18 protein-coding genes are annotated in these 17,145 nt (G+C 30.4%); 11 read left to right on the top strand and 7 right to left on the bottom strand.

Annotated features, from left to right (window positions below; translation table 11 throughout):
- Window positions 1-18: 18 nt before the first annotated feature.
- Entirely contained in the window at window positions 19-501 is a 483-nt protein-coding gene (locus CX675_RS13705) for a GNAT family N-acetyltransferase (RefSeq protein ID WP_130735811.1), read from the bottom strand.
- Window positions 502-764: 263 nt separating this feature from the next.
- Here CX675_RS13705 and fbp point away from each other — a divergent pair, with 263 nt between their 5' ends.
- Window positions 765-1,769, top strand: a complete 1,005-nt coding sequence (fbp, locus tag CX675_RS13700) for a class 1 fructose-bisphosphatase (RefSeq protein WP_130735810.1) — start codon at window positions 765-767, stop codon at window positions 1,767-1,769.
- Window positions 1,770-1,805: 36 nt separating this feature from the next.
- On the opposite strand, the gene CX675_RS13695 is transcribed toward fbp, so the two are convergent.
- On the bottom strand, window positions 1,806-2,237 hold the full coding sequence (locus CX675_RS13695; protein WP_130735809.1) for a TerB family tellurite resistance protein: 432 nt from the start codon (window positions 2,235-2,237) through the stop codon (window positions 1,806-1,808).
- 176 nt (window positions 2,238-2,413) lie between these two features.
- Here CX675_RS13695 and CX675_RS13690 point away from each other — a divergent pair, with 176 nt between their 5' ends.
- The 4 genes from CX675_RS13690 (at window position 2,414) to CX675_RS13675 (ending at window position 8,168) form a co-directional block, all read left to right on the top strand.
- Window positions 2,414-3,007: a HupE/UreJ family protein gene (locus tag CX675_RS13690; RefSeq protein ID WP_130735808.1), complete on the top strand. Its 594-nt coding sequence runs from the start codon at window positions 2,414-2,416 to the stop codon at window positions 3,005-3,007.
- Window position 3,008: 1 nt separating this feature from the next.
- Window positions 3,009-3,434 (top strand): dCMP deaminase family protein, encoded by a 426-nt coding sequence (locus CX675_RS13685; protein ID WP_130735807.1) that lies wholly within the window; start codon window positions 3,009-3,011, stop codon window positions 3,432-3,434.
- Window positions 3,435-5,006, top strand: coding sequence for a S41 family peptidase (locus CX675_RS13680; protein WP_130735806.1), 1,572 nt, complete (start codon window positions 3,435-3,437; stop codon window positions 5,004-5,006).
- A 147-nt stretch (window positions 5,007-5,153) separates the two neighbouring features.
- Entirely contained in the window at window positions 5,154-8,168 is a 3,015-nt protein-coding gene (locus CX675_RS13675; protein WP_165396050.1) for a CHAT domain-containing protein, read from the top strand.
- Here CX675_RS13675 and CX675_RS13670 read toward each other — a convergent pair.
- Together CX675_RS13670 and CX675_RS13665 are read right to left on the bottom strand one after the other, a co-directional pair.
- Window positions 8,165-8,893: a tol-pal system YbgF family protein gene (locus CX675_RS13670; protein WP_130735804.1), complete on the bottom strand. Its 729-nt coding sequence runs from the start codon at window positions 8,891-8,893 to the stop codon at window positions 8,165-8,167. The two genes, CX675_RS13675 and CX675_RS13670, sit on opposite strands and share 4 nt — an antisense overlap.
- Entirely contained in the window at window positions 8,890-9,441 is a 552-nt protein-coding gene (locus CX675_RS13665) for an RNA polymerase sigma factor (RefSeq protein ID WP_130735803.1), read from the bottom strand. The genes CX675_RS13670 and CX675_RS13665 overlap by 4 nt, the downstream gene beginning before the upstream one ends.
- A gap of 117 nt (window positions 9,442-9,558) precedes the next feature.
- Between CX675_RS13665 and CX675_RS13660 the strand changes: the two genes are divergently transcribed.
- Window positions 9,559-10,149, top strand: a complete 591-nt coding sequence (locus tag CX675_RS13660; RefSeq protein ID WP_130735802.1) for a hypothetical protein — start codon at window positions 9,559-9,561, stop codon at window positions 10,147-10,149.
- A 14-nt stretch (window positions 10,150-10,163) separates the two neighbouring features.
- Window positions 10,164-10,667, top strand: coding sequence for a DUF6252 family protein (locus CX675_RS13655; protein ID WP_130735801.1), 504 nt, complete (start codon window positions 10,164-10,166; stop codon window positions 10,665-10,667).
- Between the two features lie 74 nt (window positions 10,668-10,741).
- On the opposite strand, the gene CX675_RS13650 is transcribed toward CX675_RS13655, so the two are convergent.
- Genes CX675_RS13650 through CX675_RS13640 form a run of 3 tightly spaced genes read right to left on the bottom strand, consistent with a single transcriptional unit; the run spans window position 10,742 to window position 12,184 of the window.
- On the bottom strand, window positions 10,742-11,353 hold the full coding sequence (locus CX675_RS13650; protein ID WP_130735800.1) for an FAD-dependent oxidoreductase: 612 nt from the start codon (window positions 11,351-11,353) through the stop codon (window positions 10,742-10,744).
- 33 nt (window positions 11,354-11,386) lie between these two features.
- A complete protein-coding gene (locus tag CX675_RS13645) occupies window positions 11,387-11,584 on the bottom strand; it encodes a hypothetical protein (RefSeq protein WP_130735799.1) in 198 nt (65 codons plus the stop codon).
- Window positions 11,585-11,596: 12 nt separating this feature from the next.
- The gene (locus CX675_RS13640; RefSeq protein ID WP_130735798.1) at window positions 11,597-12,184 is read right to left on the bottom strand and encodes a MarC family protein; all 588 of its coding nucleotides are present in this window, start codon (window positions 12,182-12,184) and stop codon (window positions 11,597-11,599) included.
- 105 nt (window positions 12,185-12,289) lie between these two features.
- On the opposite strand from CX675_RS13640, the gene CX675_RS13635 reads away from it, so the two are divergent.
- The 4 genes from CX675_RS13635 (at window position 12,290) to CX675_RS13620 (ending at window position 17,123) form a co-directional block, all read left to right on the top strand.
- Window positions 12,290-12,856: a DUF3109 family protein gene (locus CX675_RS13635; protein ID WP_130735797.1), complete on the top strand. Its 567-nt coding sequence runs from the start codon at window positions 12,290-12,292 to the stop codon at window positions 12,854-12,856.
- A gap of 272 nt (window positions 12,857-13,128) precedes the next feature.
- Window positions 13,129-14,106, top strand: coding sequence for a ribonucleotide-diphosphate reductase subunit beta (locus CX675_RS13630; RefSeq protein ID WP_130735796.1), 978 nt, complete (start codon window positions 13,129-13,131; stop codon window positions 14,104-14,106).
- Between the two features lie 276 nt (window positions 14,107-14,382).
- Window positions 14,383-16,782 carry a ribonucleoside-diphosphate reductase subunit alpha gene (locus CX675_RS13625; RefSeq protein WP_130735795.1) on the top strand — a complete coding sequence of 800 codons (2,400 nt, stop codon included), beginning with the start codon at window positions 14,383-14,385 and terminating at the stop codon, window positions 16,780-16,782.
- Window positions 16,783-16,892: 110 nt separating this feature from the next.
- Window positions 16,893-17,123 carry a hypothetical protein gene (locus tag CX675_RS13620; protein ID WP_130735794.1) on the top strand — a complete coding sequence of 77 codons (231 nt, stop codon included), beginning with the start codon at window positions 16,893-16,895 and terminating at the stop codon, window positions 17,121-17,123.
- Window positions 17,124-17,145: the final 22 nt, after the last annotated feature.

Genomic DNA, 17,145 nt, shown 5'->3' with positions numbered 1-17,145 from the left:
TATTAATATATAACTCGTTTATTTGTTGTTCAATGTAGCTACAAAATTTTCTATTCCTTCTTTATCCATTTGCACCACTTTCCAATCTTCTAAAATATGAGCACCACTTTTTTCATAAAAAGCAATGGCATGAGTATTCCAATCTAATACATTCCATTCCATTCTTTTTACGTTTTCTTTATGCCCTTGTTTAATAATCTCAGAATATAACGCAAAACCAGCACCTGTTCCTCTTTTGTCTTCCTTTACCACTAAGTCTTCTAAATGAATTGTTTTGCCTTTCCAGGTAGAGTAACGGTAATAATATAAGGCTACCCCAATAATTTCTTTTTCTTCTTCAGCAACGAAAGTCTGAAATAAAGGCTGCTTTGAAAAACCGTCTCTTTCTAAATCGGTAACACTAATTTCTACAGCATTGGGTTCTTTTTCAAATATGGCTAATTCCTTTATTAATTCTAATACTGAGGGCATGTCTTGTATGGTGCCTTTACGAATAATCATCTTTTTTATTTTTACGCTAAATTACCATAGTTTATCTGTATCACAAAGTTTATAATGGTATATTTTATTTATGCAAAATTAAACAATATTTTATATTTTTTCATTTAAATATTTTTTTATAACATTTTTTGATATTTCTGTATTAAAATGATTTTTTACATGTAATAATGCTGTTTTAATTTTTTTTTATAATTTATTTCTTTTTAAATGTTTTATAAAAAGCGATATTTGCCACTTAAACACAACTATATCGATTTCGTAAAATGGAAGAAAAAAACAGAACCCTTGGCGAGTTTATTATTGAAAATCAAAATTCATTTCAATATTCTACAGGTGAACTTTCTAGAATAATTAATTCGATACGCTTAGCTGCTAAAGTGGTAAATTATAAGGTGAATAAAGCTGGTTTAGTGGATATAGTAGGAGCAGCTGGAGAACAAAATATTCAAGGTGAAGATCAACAAAAGTTAGATGTTTTTGCCAACGAAACATTTATTCAAACGTTAATTAATAGAGAGATTGTTTGCGGAATTGCTTCCGAAGAAAATGACGATTTTATTACTGTTGCTGGATCTGATAAAGGACATAATAATAAATATGTAGTTTTAATGGATCCTTTAGATGGGTCTTCAAATATTGATGTAAATGTATCTGTAGGGACTATTTTTTCTGTTTATAGAAGAATTACTCCAATGGGAACGCCTGTTCAGTTAGAAGATTTTTTACAACCAGGAGTCAATCAGGTGGCTGCTGGATATGTAATTTATGGTACTTCTACTATGCTAGTATATACTACAGGTCATGGTGTGAACGGATTTACTTTAAATCCAGCGATTGGAACTTTTTATTTGTCTCATCCTAATATGCAATTTACTCCAGATGGTAAAATCTATTCTATTAATGAAGGAAATTATATTCACTTTCCTCAAGGAGTGAAAAATTATTTAAAATATTGTCAAATGGAAGAAGGAGATAGACCTTATACTTCTCGTTATATAGGTAGTTTAGTGTCTGATTTTCATAGAAATATGATTAAAGGAGGGATTTATATTTATCCGACAAGTTCAAAAGCACCTAATGGAAAGTTACGATTATTGTATGAATGTAATCCTATGGCATTTTTGGCGGAACAAGCTGGAGGAAAAGCATCTGATGGGTTTAATAGAATTATGGAATTAGAACCTAAAGAATTACATCAAAGGGTGCCTTTTTTCTGTGGAAGCAAAAATATGGTAGAAAAAGCAGAAGAATTTATGAAAAACTCTTAAATAAAAAAAAAGCTCTGAAATTTCAGAGCTTTTTTTTTATTTATTCATATGTTGCATTTCATAAATGAAAGTGTCTAAATCTACATTTAAAACAAGTAGGGATAATGCTTTATCTACAATATAGTTTACGTTACTTGGAGTAAATCCTAAAGCTAAAGCAAAACGAGTTAAAATTTGTTTTTGTTTTGGACCTAAAACATGATCTGCATAAACCATTCTTGCTAAATCATACAAACGCTCTAATCTGCTTAGATGAAGGACAGGAGGATTAATAGGGTATTTTGTTGGGTTCTCTAAAATTTCCTCATATTCAGCTGCAGAAATTTCTAAACGAGTGGCTAATTTATCTAAAAATTCTTTTTCTTCTACAGTTAAAGCTCCATCAGATAAAGCAACTCTTACAATTGCAGAAAAATGACCTTTATTTCTATTTTTAAATTCGTTATCAAATAAATCTGAAAATGGCATATCGTTTTTTTTAAAAGTTGCACAAAATTACATATAATTTAGCTTTTAAAACAAGCAAAAAAATAATTTTTGACAGGAACACAAATAAATACTGTAATTTTTGCTAAGCTTTTGATAAAGCCATTTATTTTTACTAAAATAAATTGTATGTTTGAATTCCCCAAAAAAATAGAATTATGTCAGAATTTTGGTTGTATTTTAAGATAGGTCTTCATCATGTTTTGGATATACATGCTTATGATCATGTACTTTTTTTAATTGCCTTAATGGTACCTTATGCTTTTAAAGATTGGAAACGAGTATTAATTTTAGTTTCTCTATTTACTTTAGGGCACACTTTAGCTTTGATTTTGTCAGTTTTTGGCATTGTTTCTGTTAAAGCCACTTTGGTTGAATTTTTAATTCCAATAACGATTTTGATTACCGCAGTATTTCATCTTTTTACCGCAGGTAAATCTTCTAAAAATGAAAGCATTACTTTTGTAGCTCTTATTACTTTGTTTTTTGGAATCATTCATGGATTAGGGTTTTCTAATTATTTTAAAACCATTTTACCAGGTAAAGCAACAGATAAATTGTTGCCATTATTAGAGTTTGCTTTGGGTATAGAAACGGCACAAATTATTGTTGTCTTTGTAGTGTTAATTTTAGCCTATATTGTGCAAACCTTCTTTAGATTTTCAAAACGAGATTGGGCATTGGTTATGTCGGCTTTTATTATAGGGGTAGTTACGCCTATGATTATACATAGCGAAATTTGGAATAGATAAAATGAAACAAAAAAAATTAAAATACGATAAAGCATATTTACGTATTGCAAAAGAATGGGGGCAACTTTCTTATTGTAAAAGAAAACAAGTTGGCGCGATTATTGTTAAAGATAGAATGATTATCTCAGATGGTTATAATGGAACACCTTCTGGTTTTGAAAACTGTTGTGAAGATGAAATTGGTTTGACAAAGTGGTATGTGCTTCATGCGGAAGCTAATGCTATTTTAAAAGTGGCTCGTTCTACTCAATCGTGTGAAAATGCAACATTATACATTACTTTGTCGCCGTGTAAAGATTGTAGTAAGTTAATTCATCAGTCTGGTATTACAAGAGTGGTGTATCATGAAGAATATAAAGATACTTCAGGTGTTGACTTTTTAAGAAAAGCAGGAGTTGAGGTAGAATTATTAGAAGATTTGAATTAAATGAAGTTAAATAAAATATATTTTCCAATCATTGTTGCAACAGCTGTTGCGATTGGACTTTTATTGGGAAATGCATTGCACTCATTTTATGATTCTGACTTTTTAAGTAATAATTCCAAAAAAAACAAGCTTAACAAATTAATCGATTTTATAGACAGAGAATATGTAGACGATATTAATACAGATTCTATTGTAGATTTAACGGTAAATGGTATTCTTGAAAATTTAGACCCTCATTCAGTGTATATTAGTAAAAAAGATCTGAAGGCGGTTACAGAGAATATGAAAGGAGATTTCGTAGGAATTGGTGTCAATTTTTATGTTTATAAAGATACCGTTGCAGTTATTAAACCAATTAAAAATGGGCCTTCTGAACATGCAGGTATTAAAGCAGGGGATCGAATTTTGTTTGCTGATAAGTATCAATTATTTGACAAAAAAATTCAAAATGATAGTTTATTTTCTAAATTAAAAGGAGAAAAAGGATCAATAGTTGATATAACTGTTTACAGAAAAACGACGAACGAAAAGCTGAAAATTAAAGTTAAAAGAGATGTAATACCTATCAAAAGTGTGGATATTGCTTTGAAAGTTAATAATGAAATTGGGTACATCAAAATCAATCGTTTTGCAGAAACAACATTTGATGAATTTCATAAAGCCTTACTGTCTTTGAAAAGACAAAATATAAAAGATTTAATTATAGATCTTCGGGATAATGGTGGTGGTTATTTAGAAATGGCAGTTGCAATCGCTGATGAATTATTGAAAAATAAAGAGTTAATTGTAAAAACTAAAAATAAAAAAGGTTCTGAAGACCAGACCTTTGCTACTTCAAAAGGTGATTTTGAAGAAGGGAAAGTATATGTGTTAATTAATGAGAACAGTGCTTCTGCTAGTGAAATTTTAGCTGGTGCTATTCAAGATAATGATAGAGGAACAATTGTAGGAAGACGTTCGTTTGGAAAAGGGTTGGTTCAAAGAGAAATGCCTTTAGGAGATGGCTCTGCAGTTCGATTAACCATTGCGCGCTATTTTACACCTTCTGGACGTTCTATACAGAAACCTTATGAAGATAAAGGAGAAGGTTATTTTAATGAATTTGAAAAACGATTTCAAAGTGGAGAACTGTATGAAGCGGATAGTATAAAAGTAGCAGATAGTTTAAAATTTAAAACTAAAAAAGGTAGAATTGTATATGGAGGAGGAGGTATTACACCAGATGTTTTTGTTCCCTTTGAAGCAAAGCATGGTGAAGAAGCTACTATAATGATTATGCAGTCTGGTGTAGTGAGTTATTTTGTTTTTGAACAATTGGATAAGAAACGAACTTTTTTTAATGCTTTAGATTTTAAGATGTTAAAAGCTGAGGTGCTTGAAAATGATACCTATTTAGATGCGTTTAAACAATATGTTTCCGAAAGTGGAGTCATTTTAAACTTTTCTGATAAAGAAAAAATTAAAAAATACTTGTATGCCGAATTCGTAAAACAACTTTTTGATGATAATAGCTACTATGAAGTTATTCTTTCTGAAGATGCTATGATTAAAAAGGTTTTAGAACTAAATTAGTTTTTTTATATTTGAGTACAGTTGTTTGAATTCAAAACTATGCGGTTAAAAATCCCTTTTTTTCTTTTTATTCTATTTTTTTATAGCTGTATTGATAATCCTAAAAACAAGGGTCAAGTTAAACAGGAAACCATTTCACAAACCAAAATGGTAAAGCTATTTGATAAAGATGTTTTTATTTCTTTACAAGATACTTTTCTAACGGTTTATAAAGTGGGTAATATGAGTAAGATGACTGCTTTAAATAAGAAGTTTGAACAAGCTGTTGTGTTTTTTGATTCGATACATGACTATCAAAACCAAATAAACGCATTACATTATTTAGGAAGAACAAGTTTAGCACTTTCCAAACCATCTGAAGCTTATCATAGTTTTGTTTTTGCTGATAGTTTGTACCAATATCATAAAATTAGAGATAATAAGTTGAAGCATAGTATAGATTATTATAAAGTCTATTCCAAAGTGCAACATACTAAAAAACTACATTTTGATGAAACCGTTGCAGTTTATGAGAAATATAAAACAAAACCTAGAGACGAATATGTTTTTGCTTTGTCTGAAGAATACTTAGCTAGAGTCTATATTGATTCAGCCTATTATGATAAAGCCATATTTAACTTGCAAAATGCGATTCAATACTTTGAAAAAGAAGGTTTTAATTTGTCAGCTTCTATTGCTTATTCTGTTTTAGGTGTTGCTTATGATGGAAAAGAAGATATTGAAAACTCATTACAAGCTTATAAGAAATCGGTAGCTATAGGAGAGCAGTTAAAGGAACCAAATTATTCTGTATTAGCTAGCAATAGTTACAATATTGGTTTAATGTATCAAGATCGATTAGGGAATGCTGTTAAAGCTATCGATTACCTTCACAAAGCAGTAGATTATGATAAAGCCAGTGAAGCGCAACAATCTTATTTAGTTGATGATTACACGAGTTTAGCAGCGGCTTATTTGGCAAAGTATGATTTTAATAATGCTAAGATTTATGCAGAGTTAGCCTTGTCTATAGCGAAAGAAAAATTACCTGATACAGAATTTTATAGAAAAGCAATTGCTTATTTTACACTATCTACTGTGCATGCTGACAATAATGAGGTAGTAGAGGCTTTGGATTTTGCACAAAAAGGATATGATTTAATTATAAAAAACACACCAGAAAAGCATCGATATGTATGTAATGCTAATCTTCATTTAGGGAATGTTCATTTGAAAAATAAAGACACCTTAAATGCCATTACTTATTTTAAAAAAACAGCTCAAATTGCTAAAGAAATAAAAAGAGGTGTATTTGAAGTCCAAGCGAATAAACAACTTATTAATTTAAGCCGTGAGCCTCAAGAGGTAAGAACTTTTTTTTCTAGACAAGATGCTCTTTTTTCTGAAAAATTTGAAGATGCATTTAAATATAAAATGGAGAATGAGTTGCAAAAATTAAGTTTTTATGAGAGAAACAAGGATACTTTTCATAGTAAACTAACTTATGCTAATTTGTCAAAACTAATCAAAAAAGAAAATTTTTATGCAGAAATAGCAATACAGTTAAAAGCGTATGAAATTGCTATTTTTAACAATAACAGTTTTACGCTAAAAAAAGAAGTTCAATCATTTATTAAATTGGTAATTAATAGTAAGAATAAATATCAAAACCCAAGTAACAAAGTGTTTTTTTCTAACCAATTGAAAGAGCCAATCGCTAAAGTATTACAAATCGTTTATTATCATTTTAAAAAGACAAACGATAAAGATTACTTGCAATTAGCCTATCAATTAATAGAAGTAAATAAGAACACAGTGTTATTGGAAGGATTGCAATATGTTTCGTTTAAAAATGTAACAGGTATTCCAAAAGAAATTTTTGAAAAAGAAGAGGCACTACAAGAAAAAATTAATAATAATTATCAATATATTCATTATTATAAAAATAGTTCCAAAGCAAATCAGGATTCGATTCGAAAACTTTTTCATAAACAATTGACTTATGAAAAAGAATACGCTACTTTTTTACTTGATGTTGAAGAAAAATATCCCAACTACGCAAATGCTAAAAAATTAAACGTAATTCAGGATTATTCTAATTTTGTAAAAAATAAAATCCAAGACGATGAGGTGGTTTTACTTTATTTTATCGATGGAACTATTTGGTATCGTTTATTGTTGTCTCAAAAAGAGGTGCGATTGGAACAGTTTAAGACAGGAAAAGAAGTTTTAAAAAAAACATTGCAATTACAAGAAAACATAAAGCAAAGAAAAACAATCGCTAGTTTATCTAAAGAATTGGCAAATATGATTGCTCCAAAGTTAGAACCAAATATCAAAAGAATTACTGTCATTGCAGACGATTTTCTAAATATTATCCCTTTCGAAATTTTGCAAGTTAAAGATCAATTCCTGTTTGAAAAAGTAGCGGTTCGTTATGCAGGTTCTGTCCAACTACTAAACAAGCAAATGGAAATGATGCTTTCCAATACGAATACAGATTGGGTGGGGTTTGCTCCGCAATATGTTACTGCAGAATTGCCTAATAATGAAAGAGAAGTGGAAGCTGTTCAGGAGATTATAGGAGGAAAGGCTTATGTAAAAACGAGTGCTTCAAAAGAAAATTTTATTGCTGAGAGTAGTCAAAATGGAATCATTCACTTGGCAACACATACTGAATTGAATCAATTAAATCCAATGTTTAATCAAATGAGATTCAGTAACACGACTAAGAATAATTCTTTAACTGCTGCTGAGGTTTATAATTTAAAGATTCCTGCTCATTTAGCTGTTTTAAGTTCTTGTAACACAGGTTTTGGTAAACTTGAAAAATCAGAAGGGTTAATGAGCATGTCTCGATCATTTACTTATGCAGGAGTTTCAAGTACAGTGATGAGTATGTGGAAGGTTCCAGATAAAGAAACCTCAGAAATAATGGTTTATTTTTATAATAATCTAACTTTGGGTAAACCAAAAGACGAAGCATTACAATTAGCAAAATTAGAATATTTAGAGAAACAACAAGATGAAGACTTAAAACACCCTTATTATTGGGCAGGATTTATTGTTGCTGGAAATGTTGAAGCATTGCCAGTAGCAAAAAGTTACTGGATATATGTTGTTTTTAGTACTCTTGTATTAAGCCTTGGAATATTTTTTTATGTAAAGAAAAAACGTTTTTAGTTTGTGGTTAATACCTCTAAAATTTCTTTCGCTTTCTGGTAATTATAACTTTTATGTTTCACAATATCTTCCAATATAATTTTACATTTTGGTATGTCGTTGTTTTTTAAATAGGCTAAAGCCAAATACCATTTGCCTTTTTCTTTAAATGAGTCGTTTAATTTTTGATGCGTTAAAAATGAATCAATCGCGTTATCAACCTGATCAAGTCGCAACTCACAAATAGCTTTATAAAAGAGATAATAAGATATTTCTTCTGTTTGATATAAACTTGTAAATTCAAGTAAAGCAGTTTTGTAATTTCCTGTTTCATAATCATAAAATGCCAAATATTCTTTGTTTTTATTTTGATTTGGAATCGCGGCTCTTTCAATTGGTATAATGATATTTCTATAGGGCTCAAAATTTTCTAAAAAAAGCGTATTATTAGAACTAGGAACGGTAAAAAGAAAATAGGCTATAGTAAATATACTTATAACAAAACAAGCGGCTATTCCATATTTAATTGCAGAAAAGAAGGTTGGCTTTTTTTGATTTTCCAATTTTTTAAAAGTAGTTCTTAAAGTTTCTTTTTTATGAGCAATTATGGCTACTCTTATGTTTTTTGCTTCTTCTAGCTCTTTTTCAAAATCAGGATTAATACTTGTTTCATTTTCAAGTAAAATCTTCTCTTCATCTGTTAAAGAATGGTCAAGATATTTTTGAATTAACTGCTCTTTGTTCATGATTTTTTATTTATCATTTCACGTAAACTTTTCATGCATCTCGATTTTTGTGCTTTTACGGTATTCTCATTTTCATAATTTTCTAATTGCACAATTTCTTTAATGCTTTTATTCTCAGTATAAAATAATTCTAATATACGTTGGCATCTTTTGCCTAAATTTTTAAAGGCGAACTTTAGCTGCTCTTGATATTGGTCTAGCTGTGCTTCTGTATTATTCCAATTTTCAATAGCTTCCATGTTTTCTATTTCATCTAATACGATTGTGTTTATCAACTTCTTTTTTGTACGTAACAATTCATGTATTTTATACTTACCAATACTGAAAATATACGTTCTAATTGTACTTTCAAAAGAGGTTAATTTACCTGTCGCTATATTTTCGTAAAAAACAATAAGCGCTTCTTGATAAATATCTTCCATTTCTTCTTCTGTAAGACCAAACTTTCTAGCATAGTTCATGAAAGCATCTTTGTGTTCTTTATACAAGATACTATAGAATTTATCATTCCCACTTCTTAAATCTTCAATAGAGAAGGTTTTACTCATTAATGCTTTTTAATTGAAAAAGTTAACATACTTCAGACAAAAATAGATAATTAAATTAAAAATGTTAACCTATTTCTCAATTCGTCATTAAGTAATAAATATCAAACAAAATTTATAATGAAAAAATTTAAAATTAGTAGCTTTCTCTTAACGGCTTTCTATGTTTTTACATTGATATCCTGTTCAGCAGAAGACGGAGTGGATGGTCAACAAGGTCCACAAGGAATTCAAGGACCTCCAGGTACCAATGGAATAAATGGCACGAATGGAACAAACGGTCAAGACGGAAATGCAAATGTGGTAATTTCTGGTTGGTTGCCAGCAGATTGGAGTTTTTATGATACACCTCACAAGAAAATCATGCGTGTGGTTGTGAATCAATTTACACAATCAGAATTAAGAAATGAGTGCTTAGTAATGGTGTATGCAAGACAATATGGTACCTCGGCAGTTTATAGTATTCCGGGACCAGGAAGGTGGTCTAATGTAGCGTATAATCTCTATTTTGGTTCCAACTCAGCGAATGCTGATGGAATTTTAATTGAAATTAAATCAACGGAAAATGGAGTTGACTTAACTGATTATCAATATGATGTGGCTAGAGGGAATTACTTTAGATATGTAATCATTCCTTCTAATCAAACCAATAGATTACCTGACCTTTCCAATTATGAGCAAGCAAAGGCTTATTTCAATTTAGTAGATTAATAAATAAATAAATTATGAAAACAATTTTTTTTAACACATTCGCTATTTTTACTTTTTTCTCTTTGTCTTTATTTTCTTGTTCTAAAAATGATGACAATAATCCTCCAACATCTGAAAATACGTTCTTTTGTAAACTAGATGGTACAGCTTACAATCCTCCTAATGCTACAGGGTTAATTTCAACAATAACAAATACCTTAGTTATTACAGGTTCAACTGGATCAAATTCACAGAAAATTCAGATTTTTTTGCCTAAGGATATAGCTGTAGGAACCTATACCCAATTTTATGATTATAACGCAGATGAATTTATCCAAATGTATTATTCGCCACCAAATTCTAATGATGCAGATGATGATGGTTTTGCGACTTCAGGAGAATTAGTTATCACACAACATGATGTAAACAACAAAAAAATTAAAGGGACTTTTCATTTTGTAACAGATCCATCTATCAATGGAAATAATGTTTGGAATGTTACTGAGGGAACTTTTAATATAACATATAAAAATTTGTAAAGTGTAAGGAAGCAAAAAAATAAAATTTGTTTATTGTTTAATATGAGTTGGTTAAAAAAATGAGAGCAGTGCTCTCATTTTTTATTTATTGCATCATGTACTTGAGCATGATTGCCATTATTCCATAAGGTTAAAATATCGCCAGCTACACTCGCACCACTACCAGCAGCAATGGAAAGCTGGCTCCTAAGTCCTGCCAGTGTGCCACAAGCATATATTCCCTCTGTTACCAAATGATCTACATTGCGTAATTGAATTCTGTTTTTTTCTGGTATAGCCTTTTGATGAGGTATAATGTGATTTTCTAATCCTTCAATAGTAAACGGATTTCCTGAACCAATACCAATTACTACCATTTTTGTACTATATTCATCCTTATTGGTTATAATTTTAAAATCTCCTGCTGTTCCAGTTATTTTTACCACTTTTTCATTGGCAATTTGAATTACATGAGGGTAACTTTTTTCTAGATGAGATAAGCTTTCTTCTAATAATTCAGAGCCTAGTTTTCCTGCTGGAATTCCATAAGCATTGTTAAAAACTGCATTTTGTAAAGAAGAAGCTTTTTGATGGGTAATAATACCTATTTTTTTATCTATAGCAAACGGTTTGTTTTTGGCTGAGCCTAAAACTAAGGCACATGAAACTCCTGAAACTCCAGCTCCAAGGATTAAAACATCATACATAATATAATTGATTTTTTTGAATGTGGATTAAAATTATCCTTTAGTTTTTTCTTCTATTTTTTTGGAGACCAAAAAGATTAACATTAAAATAATAGCACAAAAACCAGATACAATACCTATTAAAGCAACAGAACTATTGCCTTCTAAAGGTGTGTCAAAATTAACTTGTGTCGCATTAAAAATAATCAATGCAAAGGCTAAAATAATAACAACAATACTAAATATTTTCATTTTTAATGAGGATTAAATAAATAACTGTTTAACATTGGCTCCGAATAATTTTACAGAAATAGCCAATAAGATAATACCAAAAATTTTACGAATAATGCCTAAACCGTTTGGACCTAAAACTTTTTCAATTTTACCAGACAACTTTAAAACAATATAAACCACTATTACATTAATTAGAATTGCTATAATAATGTTAATTTTAGCATATTCAGCACGTAATGATAACAAGGTAGTCATGGTTCCTGCACCCGCAATTAATGGAAAAGCAATAGGAACTATAGAAGCTGTCGTTGGGTTGTCTTCTTTGTATAATCTAATACCTAAAATCATTTCCAAAGCTAAAAAGAAAAGGACAAAGGATCCAGCTACAGCAAAAGAGTTTGCATCGATTCCAATGAGTCTTAAAATCTCTTCGCCTAAAAAAAGAAAGGCAATCATTATGATTGCAGCAACTAAAGTGGCTTTTTCAGATTGGATGTGTCCAATTTTACTGCGTAAATCTACAATAATAGGAATGCTTCCTATTATATCTATTACCGCAAATAAAATCATACTTACAGTAAAAACATGTGTCCAATCTAATGATTCTGCAATATTCATAGCGCAAAGATAAGAATAAGAAAGAAAGAAACGGAGGTTCGTAAATAAAACTATGCTTATTTAATAGTTGCAAACTTGTATCTTTGCCAAATAATATTTGTGAATATGTTTCAGCTAAATAAAACCATAGTTTCGGAAGAAATTTTAGAAAAAGAATTTGTTTGTAATTTGTCTGCATGTAAAGGAGCTTGTTGTGTGGATGGTGATGCAGGCGCTCCGTTAAATGATGACGAGACAAAAATATTGGAAACTATTTTTCCAAAAGTTAAACCCTTTCTTCGTCCTGAAGGAATCAAAGCTATTGAGGAACAAGGGACTTTTGTAACAGGTGAAGATGGCGAATTTGAAACTACTTTAATAGAAGGCAGGGACTGTGCTTATGTTATTTTTGATAAAGAAACAGCACTTTGTGGTATAGAACAAGCCTATAATCAAGGAATTATTGATTGGAAAAAGCCTATTTCATGTCATTTGTACCCTATTCGTGTTAAAGAATATTCTGATTTTTCTGCTGTGAATTATCATAAATGGCATATCTGTGATGATGCTTGTTCTTTAGGAAAAGAATTGGAAGTGCCTATTTATAAATTTGTCAAAGAGGCTTTGATTCGTAAATTTGGAAAACAATGGTATGAAGAATTAGAAAAAGTGGCAACAGATTTAAAAAAATAAACCTCTCTTTTTGAGATAAAAAAACCCTTCTTAGCAAATGTATTTACTACTGTTTACGGCTATTTAACAGTTGTTTATTAAAAATGTAATTTATTGTAAATCAATACTTTGAAAATTGTTTTTTGAGTAGGAAAATTTGTACCGGTTGTTAAAAACTTGCCTTAATTGTGAATAAGTTTGACTTTCATTTCTCGTTACAAATTGCAAACTTTGTAAACTCTAAACCAATCAAAAATCTATAACAAAAATTTCGTTTAAACAAAAACACAATTATGTCGGCAGTAGAACCAATTTTACAAGAAAATAAAGATCGTTTCGTAATTTTTCCTATCAAACACCATGATATTTGGGAATGGTATAAAAAAATGGAAGCCAGCTTTTGGACTGCTGAAGAAATTGATTTACACCAAGATGTTACGGATTGGAATAATAAGTTAAATGATGATGAAAAATATTTCATAAAACATATTTTAGCTTTTTTCGCAGCTTCCGATGGAATTGTAAATGAAAATTTAGCAGAAAATTTTGTTAACGAAGTGCAATATGCAGAAGCTAAATTCTTTTATGGTTTTCAAATTATGATGGAAAACATTCATAGTGAAACCTATTCTTTGTTGATTGATACCTATGTGAAAGATGAAGCTGAAAAAGATAAATTATTTCATGCAATTGAAGTTTTTCCTGCGATTAAGAAAAAAGCGGAATGGGCTTTAAAATGGATAGAGTCTGATTCTTTTGCCGAACGTTTAATTGCTTTTGCCGCTGTAGAAGGAATTTTCTTTTCTGGAGCTTTTTGCTCTATCTTTTGGTTAAAAAAACGTGGTTTAATGCCTGGTTTAACCTTTTCAAATGAATTAATTTCTCGTGATGAAGGAATGCATTGTGACTTTGCTGTTCATTTGCATAATCATCATTTAGTAAATAAAGTTTCAAAAGACAGAATAAAAGAAATTATTGTAGATGCATTAAATATTGAAAGAGAGTTTGTTACAGAATCACTTCCAGTTAGTTTAATTGGTATGAATGCTACTCTTATGACACAATATTTAGAATTTGTTACCGATAGACTTTTAGTAGAATTAGGATGTGAAAGAGTGTATAATGCTTCTAATCCATTCGATTTTATGGATATGATTTCACTTCAAGGAAAAACAAACTTCTTTGAAAAAAGAGTGGCAGAATATCAAAAAGCTGGAGTAATGAATAACGATTCTGAAGCTGGTAAAATTAGCTTTGATGCTGATTTCTAGCTTTTTTTAAGGGTGAGCTCTATCAGAATTTAATTTCGATAATAACAAGACAAACAAATAAACTTATTGTTTACTTACAAACAATAAATAATTAAATTTTTTTAAACAAATTTTAGGAAACCCCATGTTTTCTAGAGATTCGTATCTATTTATTATTGCAAAATGCAATCAGTTTTCTAACTGGGTTTTTTGTGGTAGTAATATGTGGCTTCCTATAAGACGGGAAGTAAAACAAAGTCTTGGCTGATTAACCATTATATATAAATAAGTTGTAATATGAATGTAGTAAAAAGAGACGGTAGAAAAGAGCCAGTAATGTTTGACAAAATTACTGATAGAATTAGATTTTTATGCTATGAATTAAATGAGTTGGTGGATCCTGTAAAAGTTGCAATGAGGGTTATTGAAGGTTTGTATGATGGTGTAACCACATCAGAGTTAGATAATTTAGCAGCAGAAACAGCAGCTTCTATGACTATCACGCATCCAGATTATGCACAACTTGCAGCTCGTATTGCTGTTTCAAATTTACATAAAAATACGACAAAATCATTCTCAGAGACTATGACTGAGATGTACAATTACATTAATCCAAGAACCAATCAAAAAGCACCCTTGTTATCGGATGAAGTTTATCAGGTAATCATGGAAAATGCAGAAAGATTAGATTCAACAATTATTTATAACCGCGATTTTAATTACGACTACTTTGGTTTTAAAACACTAGAACGCTCTTACTTATTAAAAATAAATGGTAAAATTGTAGAAAGACCACAGCATATGTTAATGCGTGTTTCTGTAGGAATTCATTTAAATGATATTGAGTCTGCGATTGAAACATACGAATTAATGTCGAAAAAGTTTTTTACGCATGCTACGCCAACTTTATTTAACGCGGGTACACCAAAACCGCAAATGTCTTCTTGTTTCTTGTTAACCATGAAAGATGACAGCATAGACGGTATTTATGATACCTTAAAACAAACCGCAAAAATTTCACAATCTGCTGGTGGAATTGGTCTTTCAATTCATAATGTAAGAGCAACAGGTTCTTATATTCGCGGTACAAATGGAACTTCTAACGGTATTGTGCCTATGTTGCGTGTGTTTAATGATACCGCAAGATATGTAGATCAAGGTGGAGGAAAACGAAAAGGAAGTTTTGCTGTATATGTTGAACCATGGCATGCAGATATTTTCGATTTCTTAGATTTAAAGAAAAATCATGGAAAAGAAGAAATGAGAGCTAGAGATTTATTCTATGCGATGTGGATGTGTGATTTATTTATGAAAAGAGTTGAGGAAGATGCGAAATGGACATTAATGTGTCCTAACGAATGTCCTGGTTTATATGATGTGTATGGTGAAGAGTTTGAAGCATTATATCTTTCTTATGAATCGGCAGGAAAAGGTAGAAAAACGATAAAAGCACGTGAACTTTGGGAGAAAATCTTAGAATCTCAAATTGAAACGGGTACACCCTATATGTTGTATAAAGATGCAGCAAACAGAAAGTCAAACCAGAAAAATTTAGGAACCATTCGTTCTTCAAACTTATGTACAGAAATTTTAGAGTACACATCTGAAGATGAAATTGCGGTGTGTAACTTGGCCTCAATTTCGTTGCCTATGTTTGTGGAAGAAGGTAAATTCAATCACCAATTTTTATTCGATGTAACCAAAAGAATTACAAGAAATTTAAATAGAGTAATTGATAGAAATTATTATCCTGTTAAAGAAGCTGAAAATTCTAACATGCGTCATCGTCCAGTAGGATTAGGGGTGCAAGGTTTGGCAGATGCTTTCATTTTGTTAAGAATGCCATTTACAAGTGATGAAGCTAAAAAATTAAATCAAGAGATTTTTGAAACAATTTATTTTGCGGCAGTTACTGCTTCTATGGAATTAGCGAAAGAAGAAGGGCCGTATTCTACATTTGAAGGTTCTCCAATTTCTCAAGGAGAATTCCAATACAATATGTGGGGCTTGAAAGATGAGGATTTATCAGGAAGATGGGATTGGGCTTCGTTACGTAAAGAAGTTATGACAAACGGAGTGCGTAATTCTTTGTTGTTGGCTCCAATGCCAACAGCTTCTACATCACAAATTTTAGGAAACAATGAAGCTTTTGAACCATATACTTCTAATATTTATACTCGTAGAGTGTTATCTGGAGAATTTATCGTGGTAAACAAACATTTATTACATGATTTAGTGGCTTTAGGATTGTGGAACGAAAGTTTAAAACAAGAGATTATGAGAAATAATGGTTCTATCCAAAATATAGATATTATTCCTCAAGATATTAAAGATTTATATAAAACAGTTTGGGAAATGAGTATGAAAGATATTATTGATATGTCTCGACATAGAGGTTATTTTATCGATCAATCTCAATCATTAAACTTATTTATGGAAGGTGCTACCATGGCAAAATTAACGTCGATGCATTTCTATGCATGGAAAAGTGGCTTAAAAACAGGAATGTACTATTTAAGAACTAAAGCAGCAGTAGACGCCATTAAATTCACCTTAAATAACGATAAAAAAGAACAGCCAGTGCCAGTAGCAGTTGAAGTTGAACCAGAAATAGAAATGACCGCTGCTGAATTTAAAGCGATGGTAGAGCGTTCTAAAAATGCAGGACCAGAAGATTGTGAAATGTGTGGTTCTTAATATTTAATTTTATTATATGAAAATAAAAAAAACAGCCATCGTTAGATGGCTGTTTTTTGTAAAGTAGAATTGCGTTTCAATTCGTACCTTTGGAACCAAATAAAAATATCATGTCAAAAGAAAAAAAAGGAATTTATACCGGAAAAATTGAGCAAGATGAAAAAGGAAATTTTTTCTGTGGAACCTATTTGTTAGATTACAAATACACCATGACAAAATTTAAAATAGGAGATGAAATAACCATTAAATCGGTTATTGAAAACCCAAGCGATATTAGCTATGAGCAATATCCAAAAAAATCGAAAGATTTCTTTTTAGCTAACGATAAACCTGCTAAATAATTTTTTCCTACTTCTAAATTCT

Origin of the sequence: Flavobacterium sp. J27 (assembly GCF_004303025.1) — a bacterium.
GTDB lineage: Bacteria > Bacteroidota > Bacteroidia > Flavobacteriales > Flavobacteriaceae > Flavobacterium.
Note: the sequence above shows the minus strand (reverse complement) of the source record. Positions and strands in the feature narration are given on the sequence as shown.